General features: G+C 65.7%; 24 protein-coding genes. 17 read left to right on the forward strand and 7 right to left on the reverse strand.

Going from position 1 to position 24,823, the window contains the following annotated elements; all coding sequences use genetic code 11:
• Positions 1 to 40: 40 nt before the first annotated feature.
• The 4 genes from JNE37_RS00800 to JNE37_RS00815 all read left to right on the forward strand — a co-directional run bounded on the left by JNE37_RS00800 (position 41) and on the right by JNE37_RS00815 (position 4,137).
• The gene (locus JNE37_RS00800) at positions 41 to 910 is read left to right on the forward strand and encodes a branched-chain amino acid ABC transporter permease (protein WP_203065007.1); all 870 of its coding nucleotides are present in this window, start codon (positions 41 to 43) and stop codon (positions 908 to 910) included.
• Positions 897 to 2,609: a branched-chain amino acid ABC transporter ATP-binding protein/permease gene (locus tag JNE37_RS00805; RefSeq protein WP_203065008.1), complete on the forward strand. Its 1,713-nt coding sequence runs from the start codon at positions 897 to 899 to the stop codon at positions 2,607 to 2,609. Before JNE37_RS00800 ends, JNE37_RS00805 begins: the two co-directional genes overlap by 14 nt.
• Complete coding sequence (locus JNE37_RS00810) at positions 2,606 to 3,316, forward strand: ABC transporter ATP-binding protein (RefSeq protein ID WP_203065009.1); 711 nt, start codon at positions 2,606 to 2,608, stop codon at positions 3,314 to 3,316. Before JNE37_RS00805 ends, JNE37_RS00810 begins: the two co-directional genes overlap by 4 nt.
• 284 nt (positions 3,317 to 3,600) lie before the next feature.
• Positions 3,601 to 4,137 carry a Dps family protein gene (locus tag JNE37_RS00815; RefSeq protein ID WP_203065010.1) on the forward strand — a complete coding sequence of 179 codons (537 nt, stop codon included), beginning with the start codon at positions 3,601 to 3,603 and terminating at the stop codon, positions 4,135 to 4,137.
• Between the two features lie 129 nt (positions 4,138 to 4,266).
• On the opposite strand, the gene JNE37_RS00820 is transcribed toward JNE37_RS00815, so the two are convergent.
• From JNE37_RS00820 to JNE37_RS00840, 5 genes are all read right to left on the reverse strand, one after another.
• Positions 4,267 to 5,031, reverse strand: a complete 765-nt coding sequence (locus JNE37_RS00820; protein ID WP_203065011.1) for a HugZ family pyridoxamine 5'-phosphate oxidase — start codon at positions 5,029 to 5,031, stop codon at positions 4,267 to 4,269.
• A gap of 61 nt (positions 5,032 to 5,092) precedes the next feature.
• A complete protein-coding gene (locus JNE37_RS00825) occupies positions 5,093 to 6,442 on the reverse strand; it encodes an aspartate aminotransferase family protein (protein WP_203065012.1) in 1,350 nt (449 codons plus the stop codon).
• 14 nt (positions 6,443 to 6,456) lie between these two features.
• Entirely contained in the window at positions 6,457 to 7,113 is a 657-nt protein-coding gene (locus JNE37_RS00830; protein WP_203065013.1) for an HAD family hydrolase, read from the reverse strand.
• Positions 7,110 to 8,369, reverse strand: coding sequence for a Tm-1-like ATP-binding domain-containing protein (locus JNE37_RS00835; protein ID WP_203065014.1), 1,260 nt, complete (start codon positions 8,367 to 8,369; stop codon positions 7,110 to 7,112). Before JNE37_RS00835 ends, JNE37_RS00830 begins: the two co-directional genes overlap by 4 nt.
• Positions 8,366 to 9,154 (reverse strand): IclR family transcriptional regulator, encoded by a 789-nt coding sequence (locus JNE37_RS00840; protein WP_203065015.1) that lies wholly within the window; start codon positions 9,152 to 9,154, stop codon positions 8,366 to 8,368. Before JNE37_RS00840 ends, JNE37_RS00835 begins: the two co-directional genes overlap by 4 nt.
• A 197-nt stretch (positions 9,155 to 9,351) precedes the next feature.
• On the opposite strand from JNE37_RS00840, the gene JNE37_RS00845 reads away from it, so the two are divergent.
• The 13 genes from JNE37_RS00845 to JNE37_RS00905 all read left to right on the forward strand — a co-directional run bounded on the left by JNE37_RS00845 (position 9,352) and on the right by JNE37_RS00905 (position 23,565).
• Positions 9,352 to 10,830 carry an aldehyde dehydrogenase gene (locus JNE37_RS00845; RefSeq protein ID WP_203065016.1) on the forward strand — a complete coding sequence of 493 codons (1,479 nt, stop codon included), beginning with the start codon at positions 9,352 to 9,354 and terminating at the stop codon, positions 10,828 to 10,830.
• Positions 10,827 to 12,212, forward strand: coding sequence for a transaminase (locus JNE37_RS00850; protein ID WP_203065017.1), 1,386 nt, complete (start codon positions 10,827 to 10,829; stop codon positions 12,210 to 12,212). The genes JNE37_RS00845 and JNE37_RS00850 overlap by 4 nt, the downstream gene beginning before the upstream one ends.
• A complete protein-coding gene (locus tag JNE37_RS00855) occupies positions 12,212 to 12,991 on the forward strand; it encodes an SDR family oxidoreductase (RefSeq protein ID WP_203065018.1) in 780 nt (259 codons plus the stop codon). The genes JNE37_RS00850 and JNE37_RS00855 overlap by 1 nt, the downstream gene beginning before the upstream one ends.
• Positions 12,988 to 13,761, forward strand: a complete 774-nt coding sequence (locus JNE37_RS00860; RefSeq protein WP_203065019.1) for an SDR family NAD(P)-dependent oxidoreductase — start codon at positions 12,988 to 12,990, stop codon at positions 13,759 to 13,761. Before JNE37_RS00855 ends, JNE37_RS00860 begins: the two co-directional genes overlap by 4 nt.
• A gap of 67 nt (positions 13,762 to 13,828) precedes the next feature.
• On the forward strand, positions 13,829 to 14,782 hold the full coding sequence (locus tag JNE37_RS00865) for a helix-turn-helix domain-containing protein (protein WP_203065020.1): 954 nt from the start codon (positions 13,829 to 13,831) through the stop codon (positions 14,780 to 14,782).
• A 101-nt stretch (positions 14,783 to 14,883) separates the two neighbouring features.
• On the forward strand, positions 14,884 to 16,290 hold the full coding sequence (locus JNE37_RS00870) for an aldehyde dehydrogenase family protein (protein ID WP_203065021.1): 1,407 nt from the start codon (positions 14,884 to 14,886) through the stop codon (positions 16,288 to 16,290).
• Positions 16,291 to 16,293: 3 nt separating this feature from the next.
• Positions 16,294 to 17,889 carry a GMC family oxidoreductase gene (locus JNE37_RS00875; RefSeq protein WP_203065022.1) on the forward strand — a complete coding sequence of 532 codons (1,596 nt, stop codon included), beginning with the start codon at positions 16,294 to 16,296 and terminating at the stop codon, positions 17,887 to 17,889.
• Positions 17,890 to 18,007: 118 nt separating this feature from the next.
• Entirely contained in the window at positions 18,008 to 19,264 is a 1,257-nt protein-coding gene (locus JNE37_RS00880; protein ID WP_035027635.1) for an ABC transporter substrate-binding protein, read from the forward strand.
• A gap of 66 nt (positions 19,265 to 19,330) precedes the next feature.
• On the forward strand, positions 19,331 to 20,197 hold the full coding sequence (locus tag JNE37_RS00885; RefSeq protein ID WP_035027638.1) for a branched-chain amino acid ABC transporter permease: 867 nt from the start codon (positions 19,331 to 19,333) through the stop codon (positions 20,195 to 20,197).
• A 29-nt stretch (positions 20,198 to 20,226) separates the two neighbouring features.
• Positions 20,227 to 21,222, forward strand: coding sequence for a branched-chain amino acid ABC transporter permease (locus tag JNE37_RS00890; RefSeq protein ID WP_379125131.1), 996 nt, complete (start codon positions 20,227 to 20,229; stop codon positions 21,220 to 21,222).
• Complete coding sequence (locus JNE37_RS00895) at positions 21,219 to 21,923, forward strand: ABC transporter ATP-binding protein (protein ID WP_203065024.1); 705 nt, start codon at positions 21,219 to 21,221, stop codon at positions 21,921 to 21,923. The genes JNE37_RS00890 and JNE37_RS00895 overlap by 4 nt, the downstream gene beginning before the upstream one ends.
• A 2-nt stretch (positions 21,924 to 21,925) precedes the next feature.
• Complete coding sequence (locus JNE37_RS00900; RefSeq protein WP_203065025.1) at positions 21,926 to 22,642, forward strand: ABC transporter ATP-binding protein; 717 nt, start codon at positions 21,926 to 21,928, stop codon at positions 22,640 to 22,642.
• Positions 22,643 to 22,653: 11 nt separating this feature from the next.
• On the forward strand, positions 22,654 to 23,565 hold the full coding sequence (locus JNE37_RS00905) for a helix-turn-helix domain-containing protein (RefSeq protein WP_203065026.1): 912 nt from the start codon (positions 22,654 to 22,656) through the stop codon (positions 23,563 to 23,565).
• A gap of 71 nt (positions 23,566 to 23,636) precedes the next feature.
• Here JNE37_RS00905 and JNE37_RS00910 read toward each other — a convergent pair whose 3' ends face one another.
• Complete coding sequence (locus JNE37_RS00910) at positions 23,637 to 24,026, reverse strand: nuclear transport factor 2 family protein (RefSeq protein ID WP_203065027.1); 390 nt, start codon at positions 24,024 to 24,026, stop codon at positions 23,637 to 23,639.
• 12 nt (positions 24,027 to 24,038) lie between these two features.
• A complete protein-coding gene (locus JNE37_RS00915) occupies positions 24,039 to 24,821 on the reverse strand; it encodes a MoaF C-terminal domain-containing protein (protein ID WP_203065028.1) in 783 nt (260 codons plus the stop codon).
• Positions 24,822 to 24,823 lie beyond the last annotated feature (2 nt).

The following is a 24,823-nucleotide window of genomic DNA, read 5'->3' on the forward strand; positions in this document are numbered from 1 at the left end:
GGCGGCCAGGAGGCCGCCCGGAACGCCCCGGATCAAGCCCATGAATTCCTTCTTCACTCCGGCCGTGGCCGGGCTTTCCGCGGGGGGCGCCTATGCGATCCTCGGGGTCTGCGCGATCTTCACCTACCGGTTGGTGGCGGTCGTCAATTTCACCGGCGCGGCCATCGGCGCAACCGGCACCTTCGTCATGGTCGCGCTCTATGAGCACGGCGTGCCGGTCTTGCCGGGCGCAATTGCCGGCATTGTCGCCGGCGCACTGACTGCGCTCATCATCGGCCTCGTCATGACTACCTGGTTCGCCGGCGCCAATGCCTCGACCAAGGCCGCCGTCACCGCCGCGCTGCTCGTCGGCATAGTCGCAGTAGGCCTGCGCCTCACGGGTGGGCAGCACCCGCATGCCTTTCCGGACCTCGTTCCGGGCTCGGCCTTCCGGCTTGCCGGCGTCGAGGTGACCAACGCGGCGGTGCTGACCGTCATGCTTGCGGTCGTCTTCACCGTGCTCGCCGAACTCTTCCTCGCCCGCACCCGCACCGGCCTCCAGCTTCGCGCGCTCTCCGAGCGTCCGATGGCGGCCGAGCTCATCGGCATCCGCGTGCGTATCCTCGCGCTCGGCGTTTGGGCCGTGATGGGCGCCGTCACCTCGTTCGCGCTTATGATTATCGCTCCGCTGCGCTCGCCCGATTTCATGTCGCTGAGCCTGCTCGTCGTTCCGGCGCTCGCAGCCGCCCTTATCGGCGCGTTCAGGAGCTTTCGCGCAGCGCTGCTGGGCGGGCTCATGATCGGCATCGTCGAAGGCCTGGTTTCGGGTCTCGACGCCTTCAGTCAATACCGAAGCACCGTTCCGTTCCTGGTGATCCTGGCGGTGCTCCTCTGGTCCCAACGTGGAGCCCGCTGGGATGAAGCACGCTAGCCTTCGCGCCGCCCTCAACACCGCGCTCTCGGTCGCCGTCATCGGCGTACTGGTCTATGCGCTCCTGCCCAATTACTGGGTATTCCTCATCACCGCCGTCTTCATCGTCGGCATCGCGCTGCAAAGCCTCGGGCTCGTTGCCGGCCGCACGGGCATGATCTCGCTCTGCCAGATGTCGTTTGCTGGCGTCGGCGCCTGGGTTACAGGCTATCTCAACGTTTCGGGCTTTCCGGGCGGGCTGCCGGTCTGGATCGTCACCGGCGGGCTGGCGGCGGTGCCGGTCGGCATCGCGATAGGTTTGCCGGCGCTTCGATTGCGCGGCATCAACCTCGCCATCGTCACGCTCGGCTTCGCTGCCGCGTTCGATACGGTGCTTGCCACCATCACCTTCCCCGGCCAGACCACCTTCACGCAGGTGCCGCGCCCGATATTCTTCGAGAGCGACCGGGGCTTTTTCATCTTCGTGGTGCTGGTTTATGGCGTGATCGCGGTTGGCCTCGAATTCCTCAACCGCTCGCGGCTGGGCGCCTCCTGGCTGGCGGTGCGCCATTCCGAGCGCGCGGCGGCGGCCAATGCGATCAGCGTCCCGCGGGCAAAGCTTTCGGCCTTCGCCATCAGTGCCTTCATCGCCGGAATTTCGGGCGGCCTGCTGGCCGGCTATCTCGGCACGCTGGTGTCGGAAAACTTCAACATGATGCAGTCGCTTTCGCTCTTTGCGGTGGCGACGATGGTGGGCGCGCATTTCACGCTCGGCGCAATCCTGGGCGGCGTGTTGATCACGCTCTTCCCCGAACTGCTGCGCCGTCTCAACCTGCCGCAGGACGTGGGGGCCGTGTTCTTCGCCCTGGGCGCCGTGCAGGCCCTCTCGACCGGCGAAACCATCAGCGAGACCTGGGCGCGGCTCGGTCGCAAGCTCATGCCAAAGCGGAAGAGCGGCGCTGCCCGGGTTGCCGGCCCCCTGCCCTCGCCCGCACAGCATGCGGACGGCACCGCTCTCGAGGTCAAGGGGCTCACCGTGCGCTATGGCAATGTCGTGGCGCTCAAGAACATCAGCCTCACCGTGCCCGCACGCACGGTGGTCGGCCTTATCGGTCCCAATGGCGCGGGCAAATCGACCATGGTCGATGCCATTGCCGGCTTCCTGCCGCGCTATGAAGGCTCGGTCCTGCTCGACGGGCAGGCAGTCGATGCGCTCTCGGCAACCCGGCGCGCGCAGATCGGCATTCGCCGGACCTGGCAGACGACCCGCATCGCGCCAGAGCTGCGCGTAGGCGAATATGTCCGCCTCGCCGCCGGCAATATCGGCGATGAGGAGCTCAATGCCGTGCTCCAATGGCTGGATTGCCCGACGCCCGACACGCTGATCGCCATGGTGGATGCGGGGACGCGGCGCCTGCTCGACGTTGCGGGAGTCGTCGCGGCACGCCCGCCCGTTATCCTCCTCGATGAACCGGCGGCCGGCCAGTCCTATGCCGAGGCGCTCCAGCTGGGCGAGCGGATCGCCGAGATTCCGCAGAAATTCGGCTCGGCGGTGCTGCTCATCGAGCACGACATGGATCTCGTCCGCCGCGCCTGTTCGAGCATCACCGTGCTCGATTTCGGCCAGGTGATCGCCACGGGCGATCCGCAGACGGTGCTCGCGCTGCCGGTGGTGCAGAAGGCCTATATGGGCATCGAAGTTGAGGAGGCCGCAGCATGAGCGCGCTCGAAATCAAAGGCCTCGTCGTCAACCGCGCGGGCGTGCCGGTCGTCCGGGGCGTCGACCTCGTGGCACTGCCCGGCGAGATCAGCGTGCTGCTGGGCTCGAACGGCGCCGGCAAGACGACGCTCCTCGAAGGCATATCCGGCGTGATCCCGACCGCCGGCGGCTCGGTCACGCTCGACGGCGCCAACGTCACCAAGGCCAATGCCGGCTTCAAGGCCCGCGCCGGGCTTGCCCATGTCGAGCAGGGTCGCGCGGTCTTCACCGAGATGACCACCGAGGAAAACCTCCAGGTCGCCCTTCACCCGGAGGCCCGGCTGGAGGAAGCCTATGCGCTCTTTCCCGAGCTGTTGCAGCGGCGGACCATCAAGTCCGGCATGCTGTCGGGCGGCGAGCAGCAGATGCTGGTGATCGCCCGCGCGCTGGTCGGGCGACCCAAGGTGGTGATGATCGACGAGATGTCGGCCGGCCTTGCGCCGGTGGTCGTCAGCCGCCTGATGGGCGCGGTGCGCAAGCTCGCCGATACCGGGGTCGCCGTGGTGCTGGTCGAACAGTTCGCCGCGCTTGCCCTGGCCATCGGCAACCGGGCCTATGTGCTGCGGCGCGGGCAGATGGTGCATGAGGGCGGGTGCAGCGAACTGGCCAAGGATCCGGCCCGGCTCCACCACCTCTACCTAGGCGATGCGGGTGACGCCGCGGCCTGATGGGCACGGCGTTATCCATCCGTTTACCATATTGGCCTACCCAAGCTCTTTACACAGTAAGGAGCCGGGACATGCAGATCGGTTATGGCGCCATCGGCCTGGCGCTGCTTATCGTGATCGGCCTCATCATCGCGTCGGCGCCAATCATCCGCCACCTGCGCAGCCGCCGCCGTCACCACTGGTAGACCGGCAACCTTTATCCTCTTGAGGCGTTAGGGAAATGTAGCGGTCGTGCCCTTGGCACGGCCGCCTTTGCCTGCTTGCTTTCAGGAGGACTGATAACGATGAGCGAACGTACCAATGCGGCCGAAAAGGCCCGCCGTGCACGACTGGCAACCCCCACCGACCTCAAGGCCGATGCGACGCGCGACATCTCGGCCGCGCTTCGGGGCCTGCTCGCAGACGTTTTCGCGCTCTATCTCAAGACCAAGAATTTCCACTGGCATGTGAGCGGGCACCACTTCCGTGACTACCACCTGCTCCTGGACGAGCAGGGCGAACAGATTTTCGCCATGACCGACCCGATCGCCGAGCGCGCCCGCAAGATCGGTGGGCTGGCCCTGCATTCGATCGGAGATATCTCGCGCCACCAGCGCCTGGCCGACAACGACGCCGACTACGTCGATCCGCAGGATATGCTGGCCGAGCTGCGCGACGACAACCAGCGGCTGGTGACGATCCTGCGCGAGGTGCACGACACGGCCTCCGGCTACGGCGACGTCGCCACAACCAGCCTTCTCGAAGTCTGGATCGACGAAACCGAACGCCGCGTGTGGTTCCTGTTCGAGTCGACCCGCGGTGGCCCAGGGGCCAACGACTAGAGGTTCAAGTTCGCGTCCTCGGCGGAGCGGGTGCGGAGGGTTCCGAGCGTTCGGAACGATCTTCCGGGCCCGGTCTTCGCCGGGGAGGCCATGTGCGGCGTAAGAACTAGAAGCCGGCTCCCTCCGACCTCACGTCCCCAACCCCTTCCGCGCCTCGCGGACCATCGCCACCAATTCCTCACGGATCTGGTCCGACGATTTCAGCGGCTCCGGGAAGAACACGCGCTCCACCACATCCCCGCTGGCGATATCGAAGCCATCCGCATCGATCCCGACCAGTGTCCAACGGCCGCCTTCAGCCTTGGCGAAATAGCGCGCATAGAGTTCGACCGCGTCGAAATGATCTTCGTTCATGTGCTCGATGGCATTGGCCTCGGCCGTCGCAATGTCGGCATTGGCCGGCGAGAGCGTCAGAACCTCCTCGGCCTTCATCGCATAGGCACGGCCGAAGCCGCCGTTGAGGCTCGCCTTCTGTACCGCGAGGCGGAAGAAGCGGAAATCGCCGAGACCGACATAAAGCGCCGCCTTGGGCTGGTGCCGCAAATACCGACCCTCGAGGCGCTTGTGCTCGTCGCTGTCGCGGGCAATCTCCACTGCCCGGCAATCGATGCTGATGCGGGCGTGAGCCAGCGGATCGCCCTTGCCCGGCTCACCCAGCAGGAGGGCGCAGCGCGGATCGTTGCGCAGCGCAGCGCTATGCGCGGCCAGGCCCGAAATGAGGATCACCGGGGTGCCGTCGATATCGGTCGAAACGCCGACACGGCTCACCAACGGCGCGCCGGTTGCCGGCTCCAGCGCCGCCAGCGCGCCGTAGCGCGAGGCGCGCAGCAGCGTCTTGGCGAGCCTGATCGCCTGCGCATCGACCGGTTGCAGCACGGACTTGGCTTCGGACATTTATTCTCTTCCCCATTCTGAACGGGGACAGGCTTAGACTAACCTGATTACAACAATCAAGTTAAACACCGCCCAGGGCGACATCGAGCGCACCGAGGATCGTATCGACCTCTTCGGCCTTGAGGATCAGCGGCGGCGACAGGATGATATTCGGTCCGGAAATGCGGATCATGATGCCTTGGGCAAAGGCGGTATCGGCCACCTGCCCCATCAGCTTCTTGTCCGCAGCCTTCTTGGTCGCGCGGTCGGAAACCAGCTCCAGCGCCACCATCAGGCCCTTGCCGCGCACATCGCCGACTACCTGGTGCTTATCCTGGAGCCGCTTGAGACCGGCCAGCAATTCCTCTCCACGCAGCCGGGCGTTCTCGGCAAGATTGAGCCGGCGCGTTTCGGCGAGGGCCGCGATGCCCGCAGCGCAACCGACCGGGTGCCCGGAATAGGTGTAACCCGTGCCGATATTGCCGAAGGTGGTCTTGTCGGCCTCGAAGGCCTCGGCGACCTTGGTGCCGATGAGCGTGGCGCCGAGCGGGAAATAGCCCGAGGTGATGGCCTTGGCGATGCACATCATGTCCGGCTGCACGCCCCAGAGGCGCGAACCCGACCACGCGCCGGCACGGCCGAAACCGGTCACCACCTCGTCGGCGATGAGCAGGATGTCGTGGTTGTCGCAGATCTTGCGGACCAGCGGCATGAAGGTCTCATGCGGCACGATCACGCCCCCGGCGCCCAGAACCGGCTCCATGATGAAGGCGGCAATGGTATCTGCGCCCTGGAAGGCGATCTCGTCCTCGATGGCCGCCCCGACGAGCTGGGCTAGCTTGGCCGGGTCACTCTCGGTAAACGGATTGCGATAGGTCCAGGGGGCCGGCACGTGGAAGAAACCGGGCATCAGCGGCTCGTAATTGCGCCGGAAATTGGCGTTGCCGTTCGCCGAGGCGCCGCCGAAATGGGTGCCGTGATAGCCTTTCTTGAGCGCGAGGAACTTGGTCTTGTCAGCCTGCCCACGCACTTTCCAGTATTGCCGCGCCAGGCGCAGCGCGGTCTCGACCGAGTCCGAGCCGCCGGAGGTGAAGAAGGCGCGCGCCATGCCTTCGGGCGCGAAGAACTGCGTCACCTCATAGGCCAGCTCGATCGAAGTCGGGGTCGAGGTGCCGCGGAAGCCGGAATAATAGGGCAGCACGTCGAGCTGCCGGGCGATGGCCTGCTTGATGGGGTCGCAGCTATAGCCGAGATTGACGTTCCAGAGGCCGGCTACGGCGTCGAGCACCGTGCGGCCCTCGATATCGGTCACATGCGTCCCCTCGCCTTTGGCGATGATGCGCGGCGGGTTGGCGCGCATGTCGGCCGGGTGAGCCATCGGGTGCCAGATGCTGCGGGCGTTCTGCTCCACGAGGAAATTGTCATCGCGCATGGGGATCGCTTTCTTCAAAGGCCGAAATAGGCGAGCGCCTCGTCATAAGACTTGGCGGGGTTTGTCACATCGAAATGCACGGTCTTCATGCCGGCCCGTCGGGCCCCGGCGATGTTGCGCAACTGGTCATCCACGAAGACGCAGGCCTCGAGCGGCAGGCGCAGCTCGTCGGCTACCTGCTGGTAGGCGCGCGGGTCGGGCTTGAGGATGCCGGTATAGGTGGCGTCGACTATGGTCGCGAACGGCTTGAGCAGCGGCAGCTTGGTACGGAATTCCGCGCCGTAGAAGAGATCGAGTTCGTTCGAGAGCACGGCGAGCTTGTAGCCAGCCACATGCACCTGCCCGATCGCCCTGCGCGCTTCGGGGCGGATCACGGCATCGGGGTCGGCGCCGCGGGCACGCTTGACGAAGGTCTGCATGTCCGACCAGTCCTCGTTGACCAGACGGCCGACTTCACGGGTGCGGGCATGCCAGTAGTCGCGCTCGGAAATCTCGTCGCGCTGCATCTTCTGCCAGAGGGGATCGGTCGAGGGATCGAAGGGCCCCCGCCAGGTCAGCGCGCCCCTGGGCAGGCCCAGGGCCTCCTCGGTCAGCGCGTGGGTTTCGAACAGGGTCTTGGAAACGACGCCGCCGAAATCGAGGACCAGTGCCTTTACGCCCAGCGCGCTCATGCCGCCTCCGTCGCGTCGGGGCGTCCGGCCGGCACGATGCCTGCGGCCACCCAGCGGTCGAGAATGGCGAGCGCGGTTTCGACGAAGGCGCGATCGTTGATATGCGCGTCGATGGCGTGGAGTTCGGCGGGCGCGGCAACGCTCCTGCCCATCTCATCGACAAAGGCGGCCAGCCCCGCAGGATCATAGAAGGGCTCGCCCTCCTGGTCCCACTGCTCGATGCCGCGCGTCGGCAGGATGAAGGCCACGGGCGCCGTCGCGGTCGAGAGTTTCGCGCCGATCTTGCGCGCCACTTCGCGGCGGGTTTCCTCGTCGGCGGTCACCATGCCGATGAGGCGGTTATGGGCGTAGTAGGTACGCGCCTGGAGGTGGCTGGGCGGGGTTTGCCAGGCCGGCATGTCGATCATGTCGATGGCGCCCGGCGCGACGATCTGGGGAATACCGGCAATACCGGCGTTTTCCAGCCGATCCGGCCCGGAATTGACCACCGAGCCATTGTGGAAATTGGCCAGCTCCTGGAGCGAAAAGTCCATGACGGCGACAAAACCCTTCTGCGCCGCCAGCGCTTCGAGGGCGCGTCCGCCCATGCCGGTCGTGTGGAACACCACCAGCTCGTAGCCGCGCTTTTCGAGCTCCGGCTTGAGGTCGACCATATAGGCGAGGCACGACTTGCCGAGCGAGCTCATGCCGATCACGGGCTTGGCCTTGGTCGGCACCACCACGGCCTTCGCCGCGCCAACCACCGCACCCGCAGCCTGGGACAGCACGGCCTTGCAGATGCTGTTGAGCCCATAGAGCCCGCCGGCCCAGAGGATCATCATCAGATCCGTCGCGATGCGGTCGGGGGGCAGCAGGTGGGAATAGGCGATGGTCGAAACCACGAATTTCGGCACGCCGAGCGGCAGCGCCAGCGCTACGTCGAGGGCAAGGTCCGTACCCATCGTGCCGCCAAGCGCGATGAAGGCATCGATCCTGCCTTCGGCATGCAGCCGACGCGTCAGGGCGGCAGCGCCCTCGGCCATGTAGGTCATGGCCGACATTTCGTCACCACCCGCTATGGCCTTGTCGAGATGGTGGCCGGCGGCGGCGAGTACGGTGTGCTTGTCGTAGTCGGGCTTGTAAGGCGGCTCGCCCAACACGCTCACATCCATCGAGATGGGCTGCCCGCCGGCCTGGCGGATGCAGTTCTCGATGAAGCGAAGTTCGTCGGCCTTGGTGTCGCCAGTGCCGATGACCAGGATTCTCGGAGTGCTCATGCCACTTTGTCTTTGACTGCGCTTCGGGAAGCGAATGGAACGCTGCGCCCGTTGAGGCGCGCCGAAATCTTCTGGGCCGCGACCAGCACGGCCTCGCCATGCCTCTGCGCCGTTTCCTCGCTCACCCTGGCGAGCGGGCTCGCGACCGAGAGCGCGCCTATGGCATAGCCCTCGCGATCAACCACCGCCGCACCGACGCTGAAGACGCCTTCGGCCCTGCCCTGGTCGCTGATCGAGTAGCCGCGCTCGCGCGTTTCATCGAGCATGGCGAAGAGCTTTTCGGGGTCGGTGACGGTGAAGGGGCTGTGCTTGTCGAGCTTGCGGGCGAGGTAGGTACGCGCGTAGTCGGGCTTGGTGAACGCCAGGTAGGCGATGCCCGAGGCCGTGGCGTGGAGCGGAAAGCGGTCGCCGATGGAGACGCTGATGCGATTGGGCTGAGCCGATTCCTCGACATAGGTGGAGGTAAGGAAATCGGCATCGAATTCGGAAAGATGCGCGGTCTCACCGGTTTCCTCGGCCAACGCCACGACGAAGGAGCGCGCACTTTCGAGGAACGGGAAATGCGCCTCGCGGATCCGGGCGAAACGCACCGTTGCCGGACCCAGCCGGTAGAGCCGCGAGCTCTCGTCCTGCTCGATCAGCCCACCCGCGGCGAGCGAGAGCAGCAGGCGCCGCGTGGTGGCCTTGTCGAAGCCGACGATCTTGGCGAGTTCGGTCAGACCCAGCTCCGGCCGCTGGACTTCGAAAGCCTCGAGCAGGGTGATTGCCTTGCCGACAGTGCTCATATTCTCTCCCTTGATGCCCGCCCAGCCTGGGGTTCGGGCCGCGTCAACCAACGATGTTTCGGCTCGCATCATTACTTAACGTGTGAAATACATTGACACCACGTCAGGATGTTTGCAAGTCTGTTTATGAAATCATGGTTCGGATAATGAACCTATAAGCAGAGCCTCGCAAGCAGTCTGCGAGGGAGGAGACGGCAATGCTTGAACAGGGCGCAATCGACCGGCTGGCGGCGCAATCCATCGCTCCGCAGGGTCATGTCATCGGCGGCAAGCGCCTCGCGGGCGAGGCCGTGTTCGATGTCGTGAGCCCTATAGATGGCAGGGTCTTCACCAGCATCGCCGAAGGTAGCGTCGCCGATGTCGACCGTGCCGTCGCTGCCGCTCGTGCCGCCTTCCCGGCCTGGCATCGCGCCGGCCCAGGCTTCCGCAAGAAGGTGCTGCTCAAGCTGGCCGATCTCATCGAGAAACACGCGCTCGAACTCGCCGTGCTCGGTGTGCGCGACAACGGCACCGAGATATCCATGGCGCTCAAGGCCGAGCCGCTCTCGGCCGCAGGCACCTTCCGCTACTACGCGGAGGCGGTCGACAAGGTCTATGACGAGATCGCGCCGACCAGCCAGGATGTGCTGGCCCTCGTCCATCGCGAGCCGCTGGGCGTCGTCGGCGCCATCGTGCCGTGGAATTTTCCGCTGATGATCGGCTCGTGGAAGGTCGCCCCTGCCCTCGCCGCCGGCAATACAATGGTGCTCAAACCCGCCGAAATCGCCTCGCTCACCCTGCTGCGCATCGCCGAACTGGCGCTCGAAGCCGGCATGCCCGAAGGCGTTTTCAACGTCGTCACGGGGCGCGGCTCGGTTGCCGGCAAGGCGCTGGCGCTGCACATGGATGTCGACGCGCTGGCCTTCACGGGCTCGGGGCCGGTCGGCCGCAAGCTGCTCGAATACTCGGCGCAGTCCAACCTCAAGCGCGTCTTTCTCGAACTGGGCGGCAAGTCGCCGAACATCGTCTTCAATGACGTTGCCGACCTCGACAAGGCGGTTAAGGTCAGCGCCAACGGCATCTTCCGCAATTCCGGGCAGGTCTGCGTGGCCGGCTCGCGCCTCCTGGTGCAGGAGGGCATCTACGACGCCTTCCTCGAAAAGCTCGCGGCGATGACGGTGAAATACAGGGTGGGCAATCCGCTCAGCCTCGAAAGCGATATCGGGGCCATTTCCAGCGCCGATCAACTGGCCAAGGACATCGCCTTCCTCGAAAGCGCGCAGCGCGAAGGCGGCACCGTCCGCACCGGCGGCAAGCGCCTCCTCGAGGAAACCGGCGGCTTCTACCTGTCCCCGGCCATCGTCGAAGGCGTCACGCCCGACATGACGCTTTCGCGCGAAGAGGTCTTCGGGCCAGTCCTCGCCGTAACCCGCTTCAAGACGATGGAGGAGGCGATCGCCATTGCCAATTCCACCGTCTACGGCCTCGCCTCTGCCGTGTGGACTTCCAGCCTCGCGACCGCCCACACCATGGTGCGCGCCATCAATGCCGGGGTCGTACACGTCAACACCTATGGTGGCGCCGACATCACCGTGCCGCTCGGCGGCTTCAAGCAGTCCGGTTTCGGCCGCGACAAGTCGCTTCACGCCCTCGACAAATATACCGACCTCAAGACCGCCTGGATCGACCTCAAGTGACCGCCCTCGCCTCCAATGCCGCCACCATCGACGACCTGATCGACCGCGAGCAGCAGCGCTTCGCCGATAGCCACCCCGCCTCGCGCGCCAATTGGGAGCGCGGCAAGCGCCACTTCCTCTATGGCGGCCCGTCGCACTGGATGCGCCGCTGGGCCGGCGGCTTCCCGCTCTATGTTGAGGAAGCCAAGGGTGCCCGCCTCACCGATGTCGACGGCAAGTCCTATGTCGATTTCTGCCTGGGCGATACCGGCGGCATGTGCGGCCACGCACCCGAGGCCGTCACCGAAGCCGCTATCCGCCAACTCCAGCGCGGCACCACGACCATGCTTCCGACCGAGGAAAGCCTCTGGGTCGGCGAAGAACTGGCCCGGCGCTTCGGCCTTCCCTACTGGACCCTCACCACTTCGGCCACGGACGCCAATCGCGGGTCCATCCGGTTCTCGCGCATGGTCACCGGGCGGGACAAGGTGCTGGTCTTTTCCGGCTGCTACCATGGCGGCGTCGAGGAGGCGCATGTCGAGCTGCGCGACGGCAAGGTGTCGCTGCGCAACATGATCCATCCCAACGGGGTCGATCACACCCACGTCTCCAAGGTCGTCGAGTTCAACGATTTCGATGCCGTGCGCGCCGCGCTTGCCGATCGCGACGTTGCCGTGGTGCTCATGGAGCCGGTCATGACCAATTTCGGCATGATCCCGGTCGCCGAAGGCTTCCTTGATTTCGCACGCGAGGAAACCCGCAAGACGGGCACTCTCCTCATCATCGACGAAACCCACACGATCTCGTCCGGCCCCGGCGGCTATACGCGCCTCCACGGTCTCGAACCCGACTTCTTCGTGGCCGGCAAGGCCATTGCGGGCGGTATTCCGGCCGGCATTTTCGGGGTCAGCCAGGAGACGGCCGAAAAGATCTGGGCGGCCGTGCCCTATGTTAACCCGCGCCAGCGCCAATCGGCGCATCTGGGCATCGGCGGCACTTTGGCGGGCAATGCGCTCACCATCGCTACGATGAAGGCTGTGCTCGAAAGTGTGCTCACACCAGCCAATTTCGAGAAGATGATTGCCAATGCCCGGCGCCTTGCCGAGGGTGCCCGCGCCGTCATCTCGGCCAACAACCTGCCCTGGCATGTGACGCAGATCGGCGCGCGCGCCGAGATCATGTTCACCCCCCGCCCGCCGCGAAACGGTGCCGACGTCATCGCCACGCGGCGCGGCGATCTCGAAACGCTGCTCCATGCCTTCTACATGAACGAGGGCATCCTGGTGACGCCGTTCCACACCATGTTCCTGATGTGCCCGGCCACGACCGAGGCGGACGTCGACCACCACACCGCCGTCTTCGGCCGGTTCGTCGAACTCCTCAAGCAGGAAGGCATCGTCTGATGGCCTTCGACCTCACCGGCAAGGTGGCATTGGTGACTGGCGGCGGCCGTGGGATCGGCGCCGCCATCGTCACCCGTCTTGCCGAGGCCGGTGCCATGGTCGTTGCGTCCAATCGTACACTCGAACATGCCGAGGCGCTCGCCGCCGCGACGCCCAATGTCAGCGCCGCGCAATTTCCCGGCACCGACCGGGCAAGCCTGCGCGCACTGGTCGATGGCGTCGCCGAGCGGCATGGCCGGCTCGATATCCTCGTCCACAATGCCGGCGGCTGCCCCTGGGCCGATATCGAGGACCTGACCGAGGATCAGCTCGAGGCCGCGCTCGACATCAACCTCAAGGCCAGCATCTGGCTGGCACAGGCCGCGATTGTGCACATGAAACGCAACAATTGGGGCCGCATCCTCGTCACCTCATCGGTTTCCGCGCGGGTCGCGATGGGCGGCGGCGCGCATTATTCGGCGGCCAAGGCAGGGGTGAACGCCTTTATCCGCGGTGCGGCGCTCGAACTGGCGCGCACCGGCATCACCGTGAACGGGGTCGAACCCGGCTTCATCGCCAAGCCCGGGCGCGGCAAGATGGGCACGCTGGAGATGATGGCGACCCTCGGCGCCGAAATCCCTATGGGCCGCATGGGTGAACCCGACGACATCGCTTATGCCATGCTTTACCTCGCCTCCGAGGAATCCCGGTACATGACCGGCCAGACCATCGTTGTCGATGGCGGCTCGACCCTCCCCGAGACCGGCTACGCCGTGCATTCGCTCTGGGGGCAATCATGACCGGCCGGCTTCAGGGCAAGACCGCTCTCATCACCGGCGCCGCCACCGGCATGGGCCGCGCCACCGCCGAGCGCTTCGCTGACGAGGGCGCAAGCCTCATCCTCTTCGGTCTCGGCGGCGCGGACCTCGATGCAGCCGGCAAGGCTGCCGGCGCGAAGGTCGTCCACGGCGACATCACCTCGAAGACCGACGTATCGCGCGCCATCGAGGCCTGCGGCGAGAGCCTCGACATCCTTGTCAGCGCCGCCGGCATCATCCTCACGGATTATCCGGAAACCGTCACCGACGAGGGCTGGGAAAAGACCTTCGCGATCAACGTCACCGGTACGATGAATGTCTGCCGCGCTGCCCTGCCTCTGCTGCGCCGACGTGGGGGAGCCATCGTCAACATCGCTTCGGTCGCCGCCTTCAACAGTGGGCCGGGCATGACCAGCTACGCGTCGAGCAAGGCAGCGCTCGTCGCCTATACGCGCTCGATCGCGGTAGCGCACGGCGCCGACGGCATCCGCGCCAATGTCATCGCGCCCGGCTGGGTGCGCACGCCGATGAGCGACATGGAGATGGATGACGTCGCCCGAGCCAATGGCACGACGCGCGAGGAAGAATTCGAGAACCTGCGCCAGCGCATCGGCCTGCGCCGCATTGCCGATGCGTCGGAAATCGCGGCGTGCTGCCTGTTCCTGGCGAGCGAGGACGCATCGTTCGTCACCGGTACCGTGCTCGTCGCCGATGGAGGAGGTCGCGCGCCGGTCGCCAATCGCGCGGTTTGAGACTTGACCGCCGGATGGTCCGGCAGTCACTTTGGGCCGAATAGGCCAACACTGTAGGGAGGCAGGGTTGGAACTGTTGCAGAGCCAGGACCTGGTGCAGCGCACCTGGTCGGTCGTTCCCTACGAACAATGGGCGGACGACCTTCACACCATCTGCGGGAACTTCAATCCCGTGACCGTCGGCAAGGGCGATGGCGTCATCGGCGCCGCGCGCGGGATCGATGTGGGCGGCATGAGCTTCGCCCATGTCTCGAACAATCTCGACCGCGTGCATCGCTCGATGGACGACATCCGGCGCGATGCCAAGGAACACCTCTTCCTCATCGTGCAGGTCGAGGGCTCGTGCGGGGTCGAGCATTACGGCCGACAGAGCATCCTCGATGTCGGCGATTGCATCCTGGTGGATTCGACCAAGCCGACCACGTTCCATTTCGGCGGTCTCTTCTCAAACCACCTCTCGATGCACCTGCCCCGGCAGATCATGTATTCGGAGGCCAAGGTCGGCTTCGACGTGGCCCGCAAGCTCGATGGCCATGACCCCATGGCCGTGATGCTGCGCGCGCTCATCGCCAAGATCATGACCTCGGACGAGGACGGCTCGCCGCATCTGCGCGAGCTGATGTTCAACGCCACCCGCCAGGCCTTCGTCACGGGCGGCGGCGAGACTGCGCTGGCGCCGGTCAGCGACAGCGCCAGCAAGCGGCTCGAAATCGTCGACATCCTCATCGACCGCCACCTCACCGATGCCGAGCTCGGCGCCAAGTGGCTCGCCACGCAGATCGGCGTCTCGATCCGCACGCTGCAGGAGGATTTCCAGGGTCTGGGCGTCACCTGCACCACCGTGATCCGCGACCGGCGCCTGCGCCTTGCGCGCGAGCGCATCGAGCAGATCCGCGAGGCGGGAAGCAAGGAGACCATCGCGGAGGTCGCCTATTCCACGGGGTTCAACGACATCTCGTACTTCAACCGCAGCTTCAAGGAGCTGTTTGCCTGCGCGCCGCGTGACCTCCTGAAGCAATAGGCGTCTCGCCCCGCGTTTGAGTCCAATTCGCCCCGCGTCCCTCTCCAAGACGCGTTCCGGCCGGCGATTCATACTCCTCTCAGTTCTGGGAGGAGCCCGAATTGAATCCCTATGCCCTTGTGATCGACGGCAAGCGCGTCGAGACCGTCGCTCATGTCGAAGTCAGGAACCCCTCGACCGGCGAAACCGTCGGGCTGATGCCCCTGGCCACGCCCGCACAGCTCGATCTCGCGGTCCAGGCGGCCGCGCGTGCCTTCAGGTTGTGGAGCCGCACAAGCGACGCCGAACGGAAGAAGGCCTGCCACGCGGTCGCCGATATCATCGCCGCCCACCAGGAAGAGCTGGCTCTGCTCCTCACGCTCGAACAGGGCAAGCCGCTCAACGGCCTCGGTTCGCGCTTCGAGATGGGCGGCACTCTCGCCTGGACCCGCTACACCGCCGACCTGACGCTGCCCGTCGAAATCCTCCAGGACAATAACGAAGGGCGCGTAGAGCTGCATCGCAAGCCGATCGGCGTCGTCGGCTCGATCACGCCGTGGAACTGGCCGGTGATGATCGCCTCCTGGCACATCATCCCCGCCATCCGCGCCGGCAATGCCGTGGTCCTCAAGCCATCGCCGCAGACGCCGCTTTCGACCATTCGCATGATCGAGCTGGTCAACGAGGTGCTGCCGCCGGGCGTCGTCAACGTCATCACGGGCGACAACGCGCTCGCCGCCCTGATGACGGCGCATCCGGGTATTGACAAGATGACCTTTACCGGCTCGGCCGAGACCGGTCGCAAGGTGATGGCCTCGGCCGCCGCGACGCTCAAGCGCCTGACGCTGGAGCTCGGCGGGAACGACGCCGGCATCGTCCTTGGCGATGCCGATCCGAAGCAGATCGCGCAGGGCCTCTTCTGGGGCGCGTTCATCAACAACGGCCAGACCTGCTCGGCCCTCAAGCGCCTCTACGTCCATGACAGCCTCTATGACGCCGTCTGCGATGAGCTCGCCGCCTACGCCCGCACCGTCACCATCGGCGACGGCCAGGACGAAGCCTCGATCCTCGGCCCCATCCAGAACGAGATGCAGTTCAACAAGGTGCGCGACCTCGTCGAGGACGCCCGCGCCAGGGGCGGACGCATCCTGACCGGCGGCGCGCCCATGGAGCGACCCGGCTATTTCTATCCGATTACCCTGGTGGCCGATGTCGACCACGGTTTCCGGCTGGTTGATGAGGAGCAGTTCGGCCCTGCACTCCCGATCATCCGCTACGCGGATATCGACGAGGTCATCGAGCGCGCCAACAGCCTGCCGGTCGGCCTCGGCGGCTCGATCTGGTCCAGCAATATCGAAAAGGCACGCGAACTGGCCGGCCGGCTCGAATGCGGCATCGCCTGGGTCAACAAGCACGGCGCCATCCAACCCAATGCGCCGCATGGCGGCATCAAGCAATCCGGCATCGGCGTGCAGTTCGGCGTCGAAGGCCTCAAGGAACTGACTGTCGCCCAGACGGTCCTGAGCTGAGCCATGGAACGCTACGATTACATCATCGTTGGCGGCGGTTCGGCAGGGTGCGTGCTGGCTAACCGGCTCTCCGAAGATCCGTCCTGCACGGTGCTGCTCATCGAATCCGGCAAGCACGACACCGATCCCTGGATCCACATCCCCGCGACCTTCTTCAAGGTGCTGGAGAAGGGCGAGGCGGTGCATCCCTACGCCTCCGAGCCCGAAAAGGGTCTCAACGGACGCCCCTCGATCGTCCCGCAGGGCAATGTGCTCGGCGGCGGGTCCTCGATCAACGCCATGATCTATATCCGGGGACACCGGAACGACTACGACACCTGGGCGCAGTCCGGCTGCCCCGGCTGGTCCTACGAGGAAGTGCTCCCTGCCTTCCGCTCGCTCGAGAACAACGAGGCGTTCAACGGCGCCTATCACGGCCAAGGCGGCACGCTCTTCGTCTCCAACCCGCGTCACCGCCATCCGCTGACGCGCGCCTTCGTCGACGCCGCGCAGGAAGCTGGCCTCAAGGCCAATGCGGATTTCAACGGTGAGGAGCAGGAGGGCGTCGGCTTCTACCAGAGCACGACCCACAATGGCCGCCGCTGGAGCTCGGCGCAGGCCTTCCTGCGCGAGGCCGAGAGCCGCCGCAACCTGACCATCCTCACCGAGCGCAAGGTCGCTCGCATCACCTTCGAGGGCAATCGCGCGACCGGCATCATGCTGCTCGACGGCACGCAATACCGCGCCGACCGCGAAGTCATCCTCTCCGCAGGCGCCATCGCCACCCCGAAAATCCTGCAGCTTTCCGGTATCGGCGATGCCGAGCACCTTTCGAGCCTCGGCATCCCGGTCGTCGCGGACCTGCCGGGCGTGGGCGAGAACTTCCAGGATCACCTGGAAGTCCCGGTGCAGGGCGAAACGCGCGATCCCATCTCGCTGCTGGGACAGGACAAGGGCGTGAAAGCCGCCCTGCACATGCTCGAATACGTCCTCACCCGCAAAGGCATACTCGCGTCCAACGTCGTCGAGGCCGGCGGTTTTGCCGATACGGCGGGCGTTGGCCAGCCTGATATCCAGTTCCACGTCATTCCGACGCTGATCGGCTTCGTCGATCGCGATCCCGAGCCCGGCCACGGACTGTCCATCGGCCCATGCTTCCTGCGTCCGCGCTCGCGCGGCACGGTCAAGCTGCGCTCGGCCAATCCCGGCGATCCGGCGCTCTTCAACGCCAATGCCCTCTCCGATCCGGCCGATATCGAGACGCTGGTGCGCGGCGTCCAGCTTGCCATCCGCATCCTCGAAGCCCCTGCCCTCGCCAGGCTGGTCAAGCGCCGCGTGCTGCCGAAGCCAGGCGTCGAGAAGGACCCGGCGGCGCTCCGCGACTACATCCGGCAGACGGCCAAGACCGTTTTCCACCCCTCCGGCACCGCCCGCATGGGCCGGGCCGCGGACAGGATGGCTGTCGTGGGACCCGATCTGCGCGTCCACGGCGTCGAGAACCTGCGGGTCGCCGACGCCTCGATCATGCCCAACCTGGTTTCGGGCAATACCAACGCCCCCGTGATGATGATCGCCGCTCGTGCGGCCGCCTTCATCACCGGCAAGGCCATTAGCGCCTGATCGTCCTTCACCCGGCGCGTGGAGGACGCGACGGGGACAGGGGCGACGAAATCTTCCGGCCGCAAATGTCTGATCGCGGCGGCCGGAGCGAAAGAAGCGATCAGTGGAGGAGGAACGAATGAAACTGCAATTGGCGGCACTCGCCGCAGGACTGACCTTCATCCTGATGTCGGCCGGCGGCGCCAGCGCTGCGGCGGTCTGTGGCGAAGGCACGGGACAGGCAGCGACCGGGGAGCCGATCATCATCGGCGCCATTACAGGCAAGACCGGCCCCGACGACTTTTCCAACTCGACCCGTGCCGCCAAAGCCTATTTCGATTGCCTGAATGCCAATGGCGGCATTCACGGGCGGCCGGTGCAATACATGGTCGAGGACGACCAGTGGAACCCTGAGATCGCAGCCCAGCTCGCCGCCAAGCTGGTCGATGACCAGAAGGCCGTGCTGATGGTCGGCAATTCCTCGTTCGTGGAATGCGGGGCCAATGCCGATTTCTACAAGAAGGCCGGCATCACCGTGGTCGCCGGCGTCGGCGTCCCGCGCGAGTGCTTCTTCGCGTCGGCCATCGCGCCCACCAATGCCGGCCCGCGCGTCTCGATGCTCGGCGCCATGGGCTATGCGCTCGACCAGCTCGGTGCCAAGTCGGTGGTCTGCATCGGCCCCAACATCCCGAACGTAGGTTCGTGGTCCTGCGACGGCGTGATGCTGCTCGCCAAGGAAAAGGGCTTCCCGGCCTCGACCATCCTTATCGACCAGGGCAGCGCCGACTCCACCTCGGTCATGCTCCAGGCCGCCTCGTCCAATCCGGACGTGATCGTGCTCGGTATGTCCAAGGGTTCGGCCGTACCGTTGCTCGTCGCTGCCGAGGAACAGGGTCTCAATGAGAAGATCAAGTTCGTCTCGGCTGCGTCTGCCTATGACCTCTCGGTCCCCGAGACCATCGGGCCGGGCTGGGACGGCAAGTTCTACGTGAACATGGAGTTCAACGACCTCGAGGCCACCACGCCCGACAACCAGAACTGGCTCGCCGTGATGGACCAGTACGGCCAGAAGAGCGACCCGCGCGATACCTTCGCCCAGGCCGGCTATCTCGCTGCACGTATCGCTGAAAAGGCGCTGATGAGCATCGATCCGGCCAACATCACCCGCGAAACCGCCGGCAAGGCCGTGGCCGACATCAAGGGCTTTAAGAGCGATATCTTCTGCGCGCCCTGGTATTTCGGCGCCGACCAGCCCCGCCACAACGCGAACAGCACCACGCGCATGGCGGTCAGCGAAGGCGGCAAGTGGAAGGTGGTTTCCGATTGCGCTCCCTCGCCCGATCCGGAACTGGCCGATATTCGCGCCTTCGAAAAGAGCGCCGGGATCAACCAATAGGTCCTGACGCCAGCGCGTCCCCGGAGCAGCATGCCGGGGACGCGCCACTCTCACGGGGACGGGTCAATGAATTTCCTGCCTTTCATCATTTCGGGCCTCGGCATCGGCGCCGTCTACGCGCTTTCGGGCGTGGGTTTGCTGGTCCTCTTCCGCGCCACGGGCGTGCTCAACTTCGCGTTCGGCGCCATCGGTGCGCTTGGCGCGCATGTGGCCTGGCAGCTCATGGAGTGGGACTACCCGCTGCCGCTCGCCATCCTCGCGGCGGTCCTGACCTCGACCCTCGTCAGTTTTCTCTACGGGCGCTTCCTCGCCCCCCTGCTATCCTATCGCGACACCGTGGTCCGCGCCGTCGGCACGCTGGCGCTGGCGCTGTTCCTCATCGCACTCATGGGTGTGGTCTGGGGCGAGCTGCCGCGCCGCCTGCAGTTTCCGACCGACCAGATGTACCTGACGCTGTTCGGCGTCCGCCTCACCTTCACGCGCATCATCGCGCTGGTGCTGTCGATCGTCGTCGTCTCCGGCATCACGCTGCTGCTCAACACCACCCGCCTCGGGCTCGACATGCGCGCACTGGCCAATGATCGCGACCTCTCGGCGATCCTGGGCGTACGCATCACCCGCACCGAAACGGCCGCCTGGATCATCACCGGCGTCTTTGCCGGGCTCGGTGGCCTGCTGCTGGCCGACCTCGTGCGCCTGCAAGGCACGTTCCTGACCTTCCTCGTCATTCCGGCCATTGCCGCCGCCATCCTCGGGCAGTTGCGCTCGCTCTGGATCACTGCCTTTGCCGGGCTCGGCATCGGCGTCGCCGAAGCGCTGCTGACGCCGATCGACTGGATTTCGCCCTATCGCTCGGCCGCGCCGTTCGTCATCGCCCTCGTGGCCGTCATGATTTTGGGAAGCACCGCACAGGCGGCGCTCAAAGACCGATGAGTGTTGAAAACCAGACCCTGGCGCGCCCCATGGCCCCCGCATCCACCATCCGCATCCCTCGCGAACTCTACGCCATTCCCATCGTGATGGCCGTGTTCACGCTAGCGGTCGCGGTCTTCGCCAATTCCTTCTGGCTTACCGCCGCCACCTCGGCCGTGGCCCTCTCGCTTTCGGTGACGGGCCTGGCCATCCTTTACGGCCAGCTTGGGCTGGTCTCGCTCTGCCAATTCGCGCTCGTCGGCGTCGGCGGCTGGGTGACGCTGCGCATTGGCCACGCCTGGCATCCGCCCTTCGAGCTGTCGATGCTCGCGGGTGGCGCAGTGGCCGCAATCGTCGGCCTCATCTTCGGCATTCCCGCCCTGCGCCTGCGCGGTCTCTACCTCGCTCTCGTCACGCTCATGCTGGCCGGTGGCTTCCAGACGATTATCGGCGCCTGGGGTTTTCCCGATGGCGGTGCCGGCTTCCTCGGTCGCGCCGATGGTGCAGGCCGCGCCATGCTGCCGCGACCGGATATCGCCCAAGGCTCCGTGCCCTATTTCGTCTATGTCTCGCTGATCGCCACGCTCGGCCTGCTCATCTCGCAATGGCACAAGGTGGCGAAGCCCGGCCGCGCCTGGGCGCTGATCCGCAAGGGCGAGCACGTGGCCATCGCCTCGGGCGTCAACGTCCTCGCCTACAAGGCCTGGGCCTTCGCCCTGTCCGGCTTCCTCGCCGGCATCGCCGGTGCGCTGCTGGCGGGCAATGTCGGCCAGCTTGATGGTCGCGCCTTCACGGCGTTCGAAAGCCTCAACCTCTTTGCCCTCGCCGTCGTGGGCGGCGTCTACAACTGGTACGGCGCCGTCATTGCCGGCCTCCTGTTGCGCGCCGTGCCCGCCCTCCTCACGGATCTGAGCATAGACGGCTACGTCACCATCGGCATTTTCGGCGTCGCGCTTTTCCAGGCTCTCGCCACCGCTCCAGCGGGTATCGCCGGCCAGATCGCTGGCCTCATCGAACGGCTGACCCGCCGGGGAGCCAGGCCATGATCGCCATCGAAAACCTCGTCGTGCAATTCGGCGGCGTGCGTCCCATCGACAACCTCACGGCCACCATCTCCGCGCCAGTCTCGGGCCTGATCGGCCCCAACGGCGCCGGAAAGACGACGCTGCTCAACGTCCTTTCCGGCTTCGTCAGCCCCGCCGCCGGCAAGGTCGCTGTCGATGGCCGCGACCTTCTCGCGCTACACCCGCGGGGCCGCGTGAAATCGGGCCTGCGCCGCTCGTTCCAGACCGAGCAGGTCGTGGAAGACCTCACGGTCGCCGGCAACCTCTTCGCCATCGCCGATCACGTCGTTGCGCCCTCCGAACGCGCCGCGGCGGTCGATGCGGCCCTTGCCTTCACCAACCTGCGCAGTGCTGCCCATACGCTCGGCCGCGCCCTCAACCTCTTCCAGCGCCGCCTCGTTGAATTGAGCAAATGCCTCATCGGCCAGCCGCGTCTCATTCTCCTCGATGAGCCTGCCGCCGGCCTCACCAACGAAGAGAGCGCCACCCTGCGCGAGATGATCCTGCGCATCCCCGGCGAACTCGGCGCCCAGGTGCTGCTCATCGATCACGACGTCGAGCTCATCCGCTCGATGTGCACGGAAACGCTGGTGCTCGACTATGGCCGCATGCTCGCGCTTGGCCCTACCGAAGAGGTGCTTGCCAGCCCGGATGTCCGCCGCGCCTATCTGGGGGAATTCTAGCCATGGTCGCCCGCTCGATCCTCGTGGAGAATCTCACAGTCGCCCGTGGTGGCAAGCGCGTCATCCACGGCGTTAGCTTCGCCGTCGCCCCCGGCCGGATTTCAACCCTGCTCGGAGCCAACGGCGCCGGAAAGTCCTCCACCGTCATGGCCATGGCCGGCGCCATCCCCACCGATGGCGGCAAGGTCCGATTGGGCGAGGAAGCCCTTACCGGCCTCCCCTCCGACCGCATCCGCCGCCGCGGCGTAGCGCTCGTGCCGGAAGGCCACCGCGTCCTCGGCCAGTTGAGCGTCGAGGATAACCTCCTCGTCGCCGCGCTCGATCCCACTGCCGCAGCCCGGAAATCCGGCCTCGACCGCGTCTACGCGATCTTCCCCGAGCTTGGGGAGCGCCGCCGCCAGCAGGCATCGGATCTGTCGGGCGGCCAGAAGCAGATGGTGGCCATGGGCCAGGCCTTCATCGCCCGCCCCGATTTCATGATCGTGGATGAACTCTCGCTCGGCCTCGCACCGACCGTGGTCCGCCGCCTCGCCGAAGCGCTCACCCTCGCGGCTGGCCAGGGCATCGGCGTGCTGCTCATCGAGCAGTTCGCCAATCTCGCCCTTGATCTCGCCCAGCATGCCATGGTCCTCGAACGCGGGCGTCTCGTCTATGACGGCCCTTCGGCCACGCTGCGCGAAAACCCCGAAATCCTCCACGGCGCCTATCTCGCCCAATAGGAGCGTTCCCCATGTATCACGACGCCCAAGGTCCGGATTTCGCCGCCGCTGCCCGCGCGCTCTTCGGCAACGTCACCCTCGCCTTTCCGGGCGAGCGCGGCGACCGGCGCCTCGTCTCCACCGATCTCGGCGATGTCCGCCTCTCCGCCCTTCACGCCGGTGCGCATGATGTCCTCGGCGAGCGCGTCGTGCTCCATTCCTACGATCCGGACGCCATCAAGCTCATCATCCAGACCGAAGGCCTGTCCGAGTTACGCCAGAATGGCCGCCGCGCCCGGGTCAGCGCCGATGCCGTCGTCATCTACGACCCGACGCGCCCCTACCTGCTCTCCAATCCCGGCCCGGTCGATCTGGTTCTGCTGCAAATGCCCCGCGGCGCCTTTTCGCGGCCGATCCTCGACCGCCTCACCTGCCCCTTCCGCAGTGAGGAGCGGCATGCCGGCCTGCAGCAGGTGCTGTTCTCCCTGATGCGTACGACGCTCGGCGAAGCGGCCCGCCTCGATGATGCCGCCCGCGCCAGCGTCGGGCAGACGCTTCTCAGCCTCGTCAACACCATGCTCGAGGGCGACATGAGCCAGGAGCCCACCAAAGCCTCCCGCCAGGTACTCTTGCAGCGCGTGAAGGCCTATATCGAAGCCAATCTCGCCGATCCCGGCATCACCGTCGCCGAGATCGCCCGCCGCATGGGCTGCTCTCCCCGCTACATCTTTCGCGCCTTCGAAGACGACGCCACGACTCCGGCCGACTATCTCTGGAACCTCAGGCTGGAAAAGGCGCGCGAGCGGCTGTGCTCGGGCGACCGAGCGCAGTCGATCTCAGATATCGCGTTTTCGCTGGGATTCTCCTCCAGCGCGCATTTTTCGCGGGCCTTCAGGGCAAGGTTCGATGCTTCGCCGCGCGAGGTCCGCCGGCGGGTGAATTGAGGCGTTGCCCCAACGAAAACCCTCTCCGACCCCACAGCCGGAGAGGGTTCGTGAAGCCTGCACTGCCCCCGTCAGTGCATCGACTCCACTACCCTCCAGGTGTCTGTGAACTGCTCGAACCGCCGGATCTTGTCCCCGGCCACGCCCCAGACATGCACCACGCGGGCGGTGAAATCCTTCCCCGTCCGCTTGTTCGTGCCGTTGTAGACACCGATTGCCACCACGTCCTCGCCGGCATCAAGCAGCCGTTCGAGCTTGAAGCTGTAGCCATCGAACATCTCCCCCAGCGCCAGGAAGACGTTGCGGAAGATTTCGTCGCGCCCGACATAGGTGCCAGCGCAAGGGAAGCCGGCCATTTCGGTCCAGCGGCAATCGGGCGCGATGTCGGCCAGCATGCCGTCCATGTCGCGGCGATCGTTGGCGTCGTAGTGGGCTTTCACCACGTCATAGGCAGTGCGCATGCTTGAAACTCCTCACACCGGTTCCTGGCCCGGCAGGTAATAGGTCATCGAAACCTTGCGGATATGCGCGCCGGCCGGGCTGTTCTGGATGCGGCCGTCCCCGGTAATGCCGAGGAACTTGCCGGTCGAGCGCAGGTCCTTGAAATTGTAGAAGAAGGTCGAGGCCACCGCGATCTTGAACTCGCGGAAGGTGAAGACGTACTGGTCCTCGTCGAACTTGTAAGTGGTCGCGAGATCGACGTCGCCGTGCCCGCGCTGCACGCCCACCAGGTTCTGCCAGGCATAGCGCTTGGACGAGAGATAGGTGTGCTCGTAGACGTGGTTGGGGCTGTAGGTGAAATGCGCACGCAGGCCGATGAGGTCGCGCGTTTCCTGCGGCACCATGCCCGTAGCCGGGCCGCCATCGACGATACCGGGCCGGAACACCTGCGCCACCTGCGGCTCGCCGACGCTCTCCTCCTTCTCGCGCACCAGCGAATAGATCGAGAGCGCCCTTCTGGACTTGAGGTTGAGGATCAGCGTCTCGGCATCCTTTGGCCGGCCGGCGAAGATGATCTCGATGAAATAGGTGTCGGGCGCCACCTCGATGACTTCGCAGGCATCGCTCGCGCTGTCCTTTCCGTCCGACCAGGTCACCGAGCCATCGGCAAAGCCCAGCTCCAGGCGACGGCCATCCTCGAAGACGACGCTGTGCCTGCTTCCGGCCAGCGCCTTGGTCGCCGGCAAGCGGTTGGTGTCGATGCCATAGGCGAACTGATCGTAGGTCTTCCAGTCCTTGGGGTTCTCGACGGCCATTG

The organism is Paradevosia shaoguanensis, from assembly GCF_016801025.1.
Taxonomy (GTDB): domain Bacteria; phylum Pseudomonadota; class Alphaproteobacteria; order Rhizobiales; family Devosiaceae; genus Paradevosia; species Paradevosia shaoguanensis.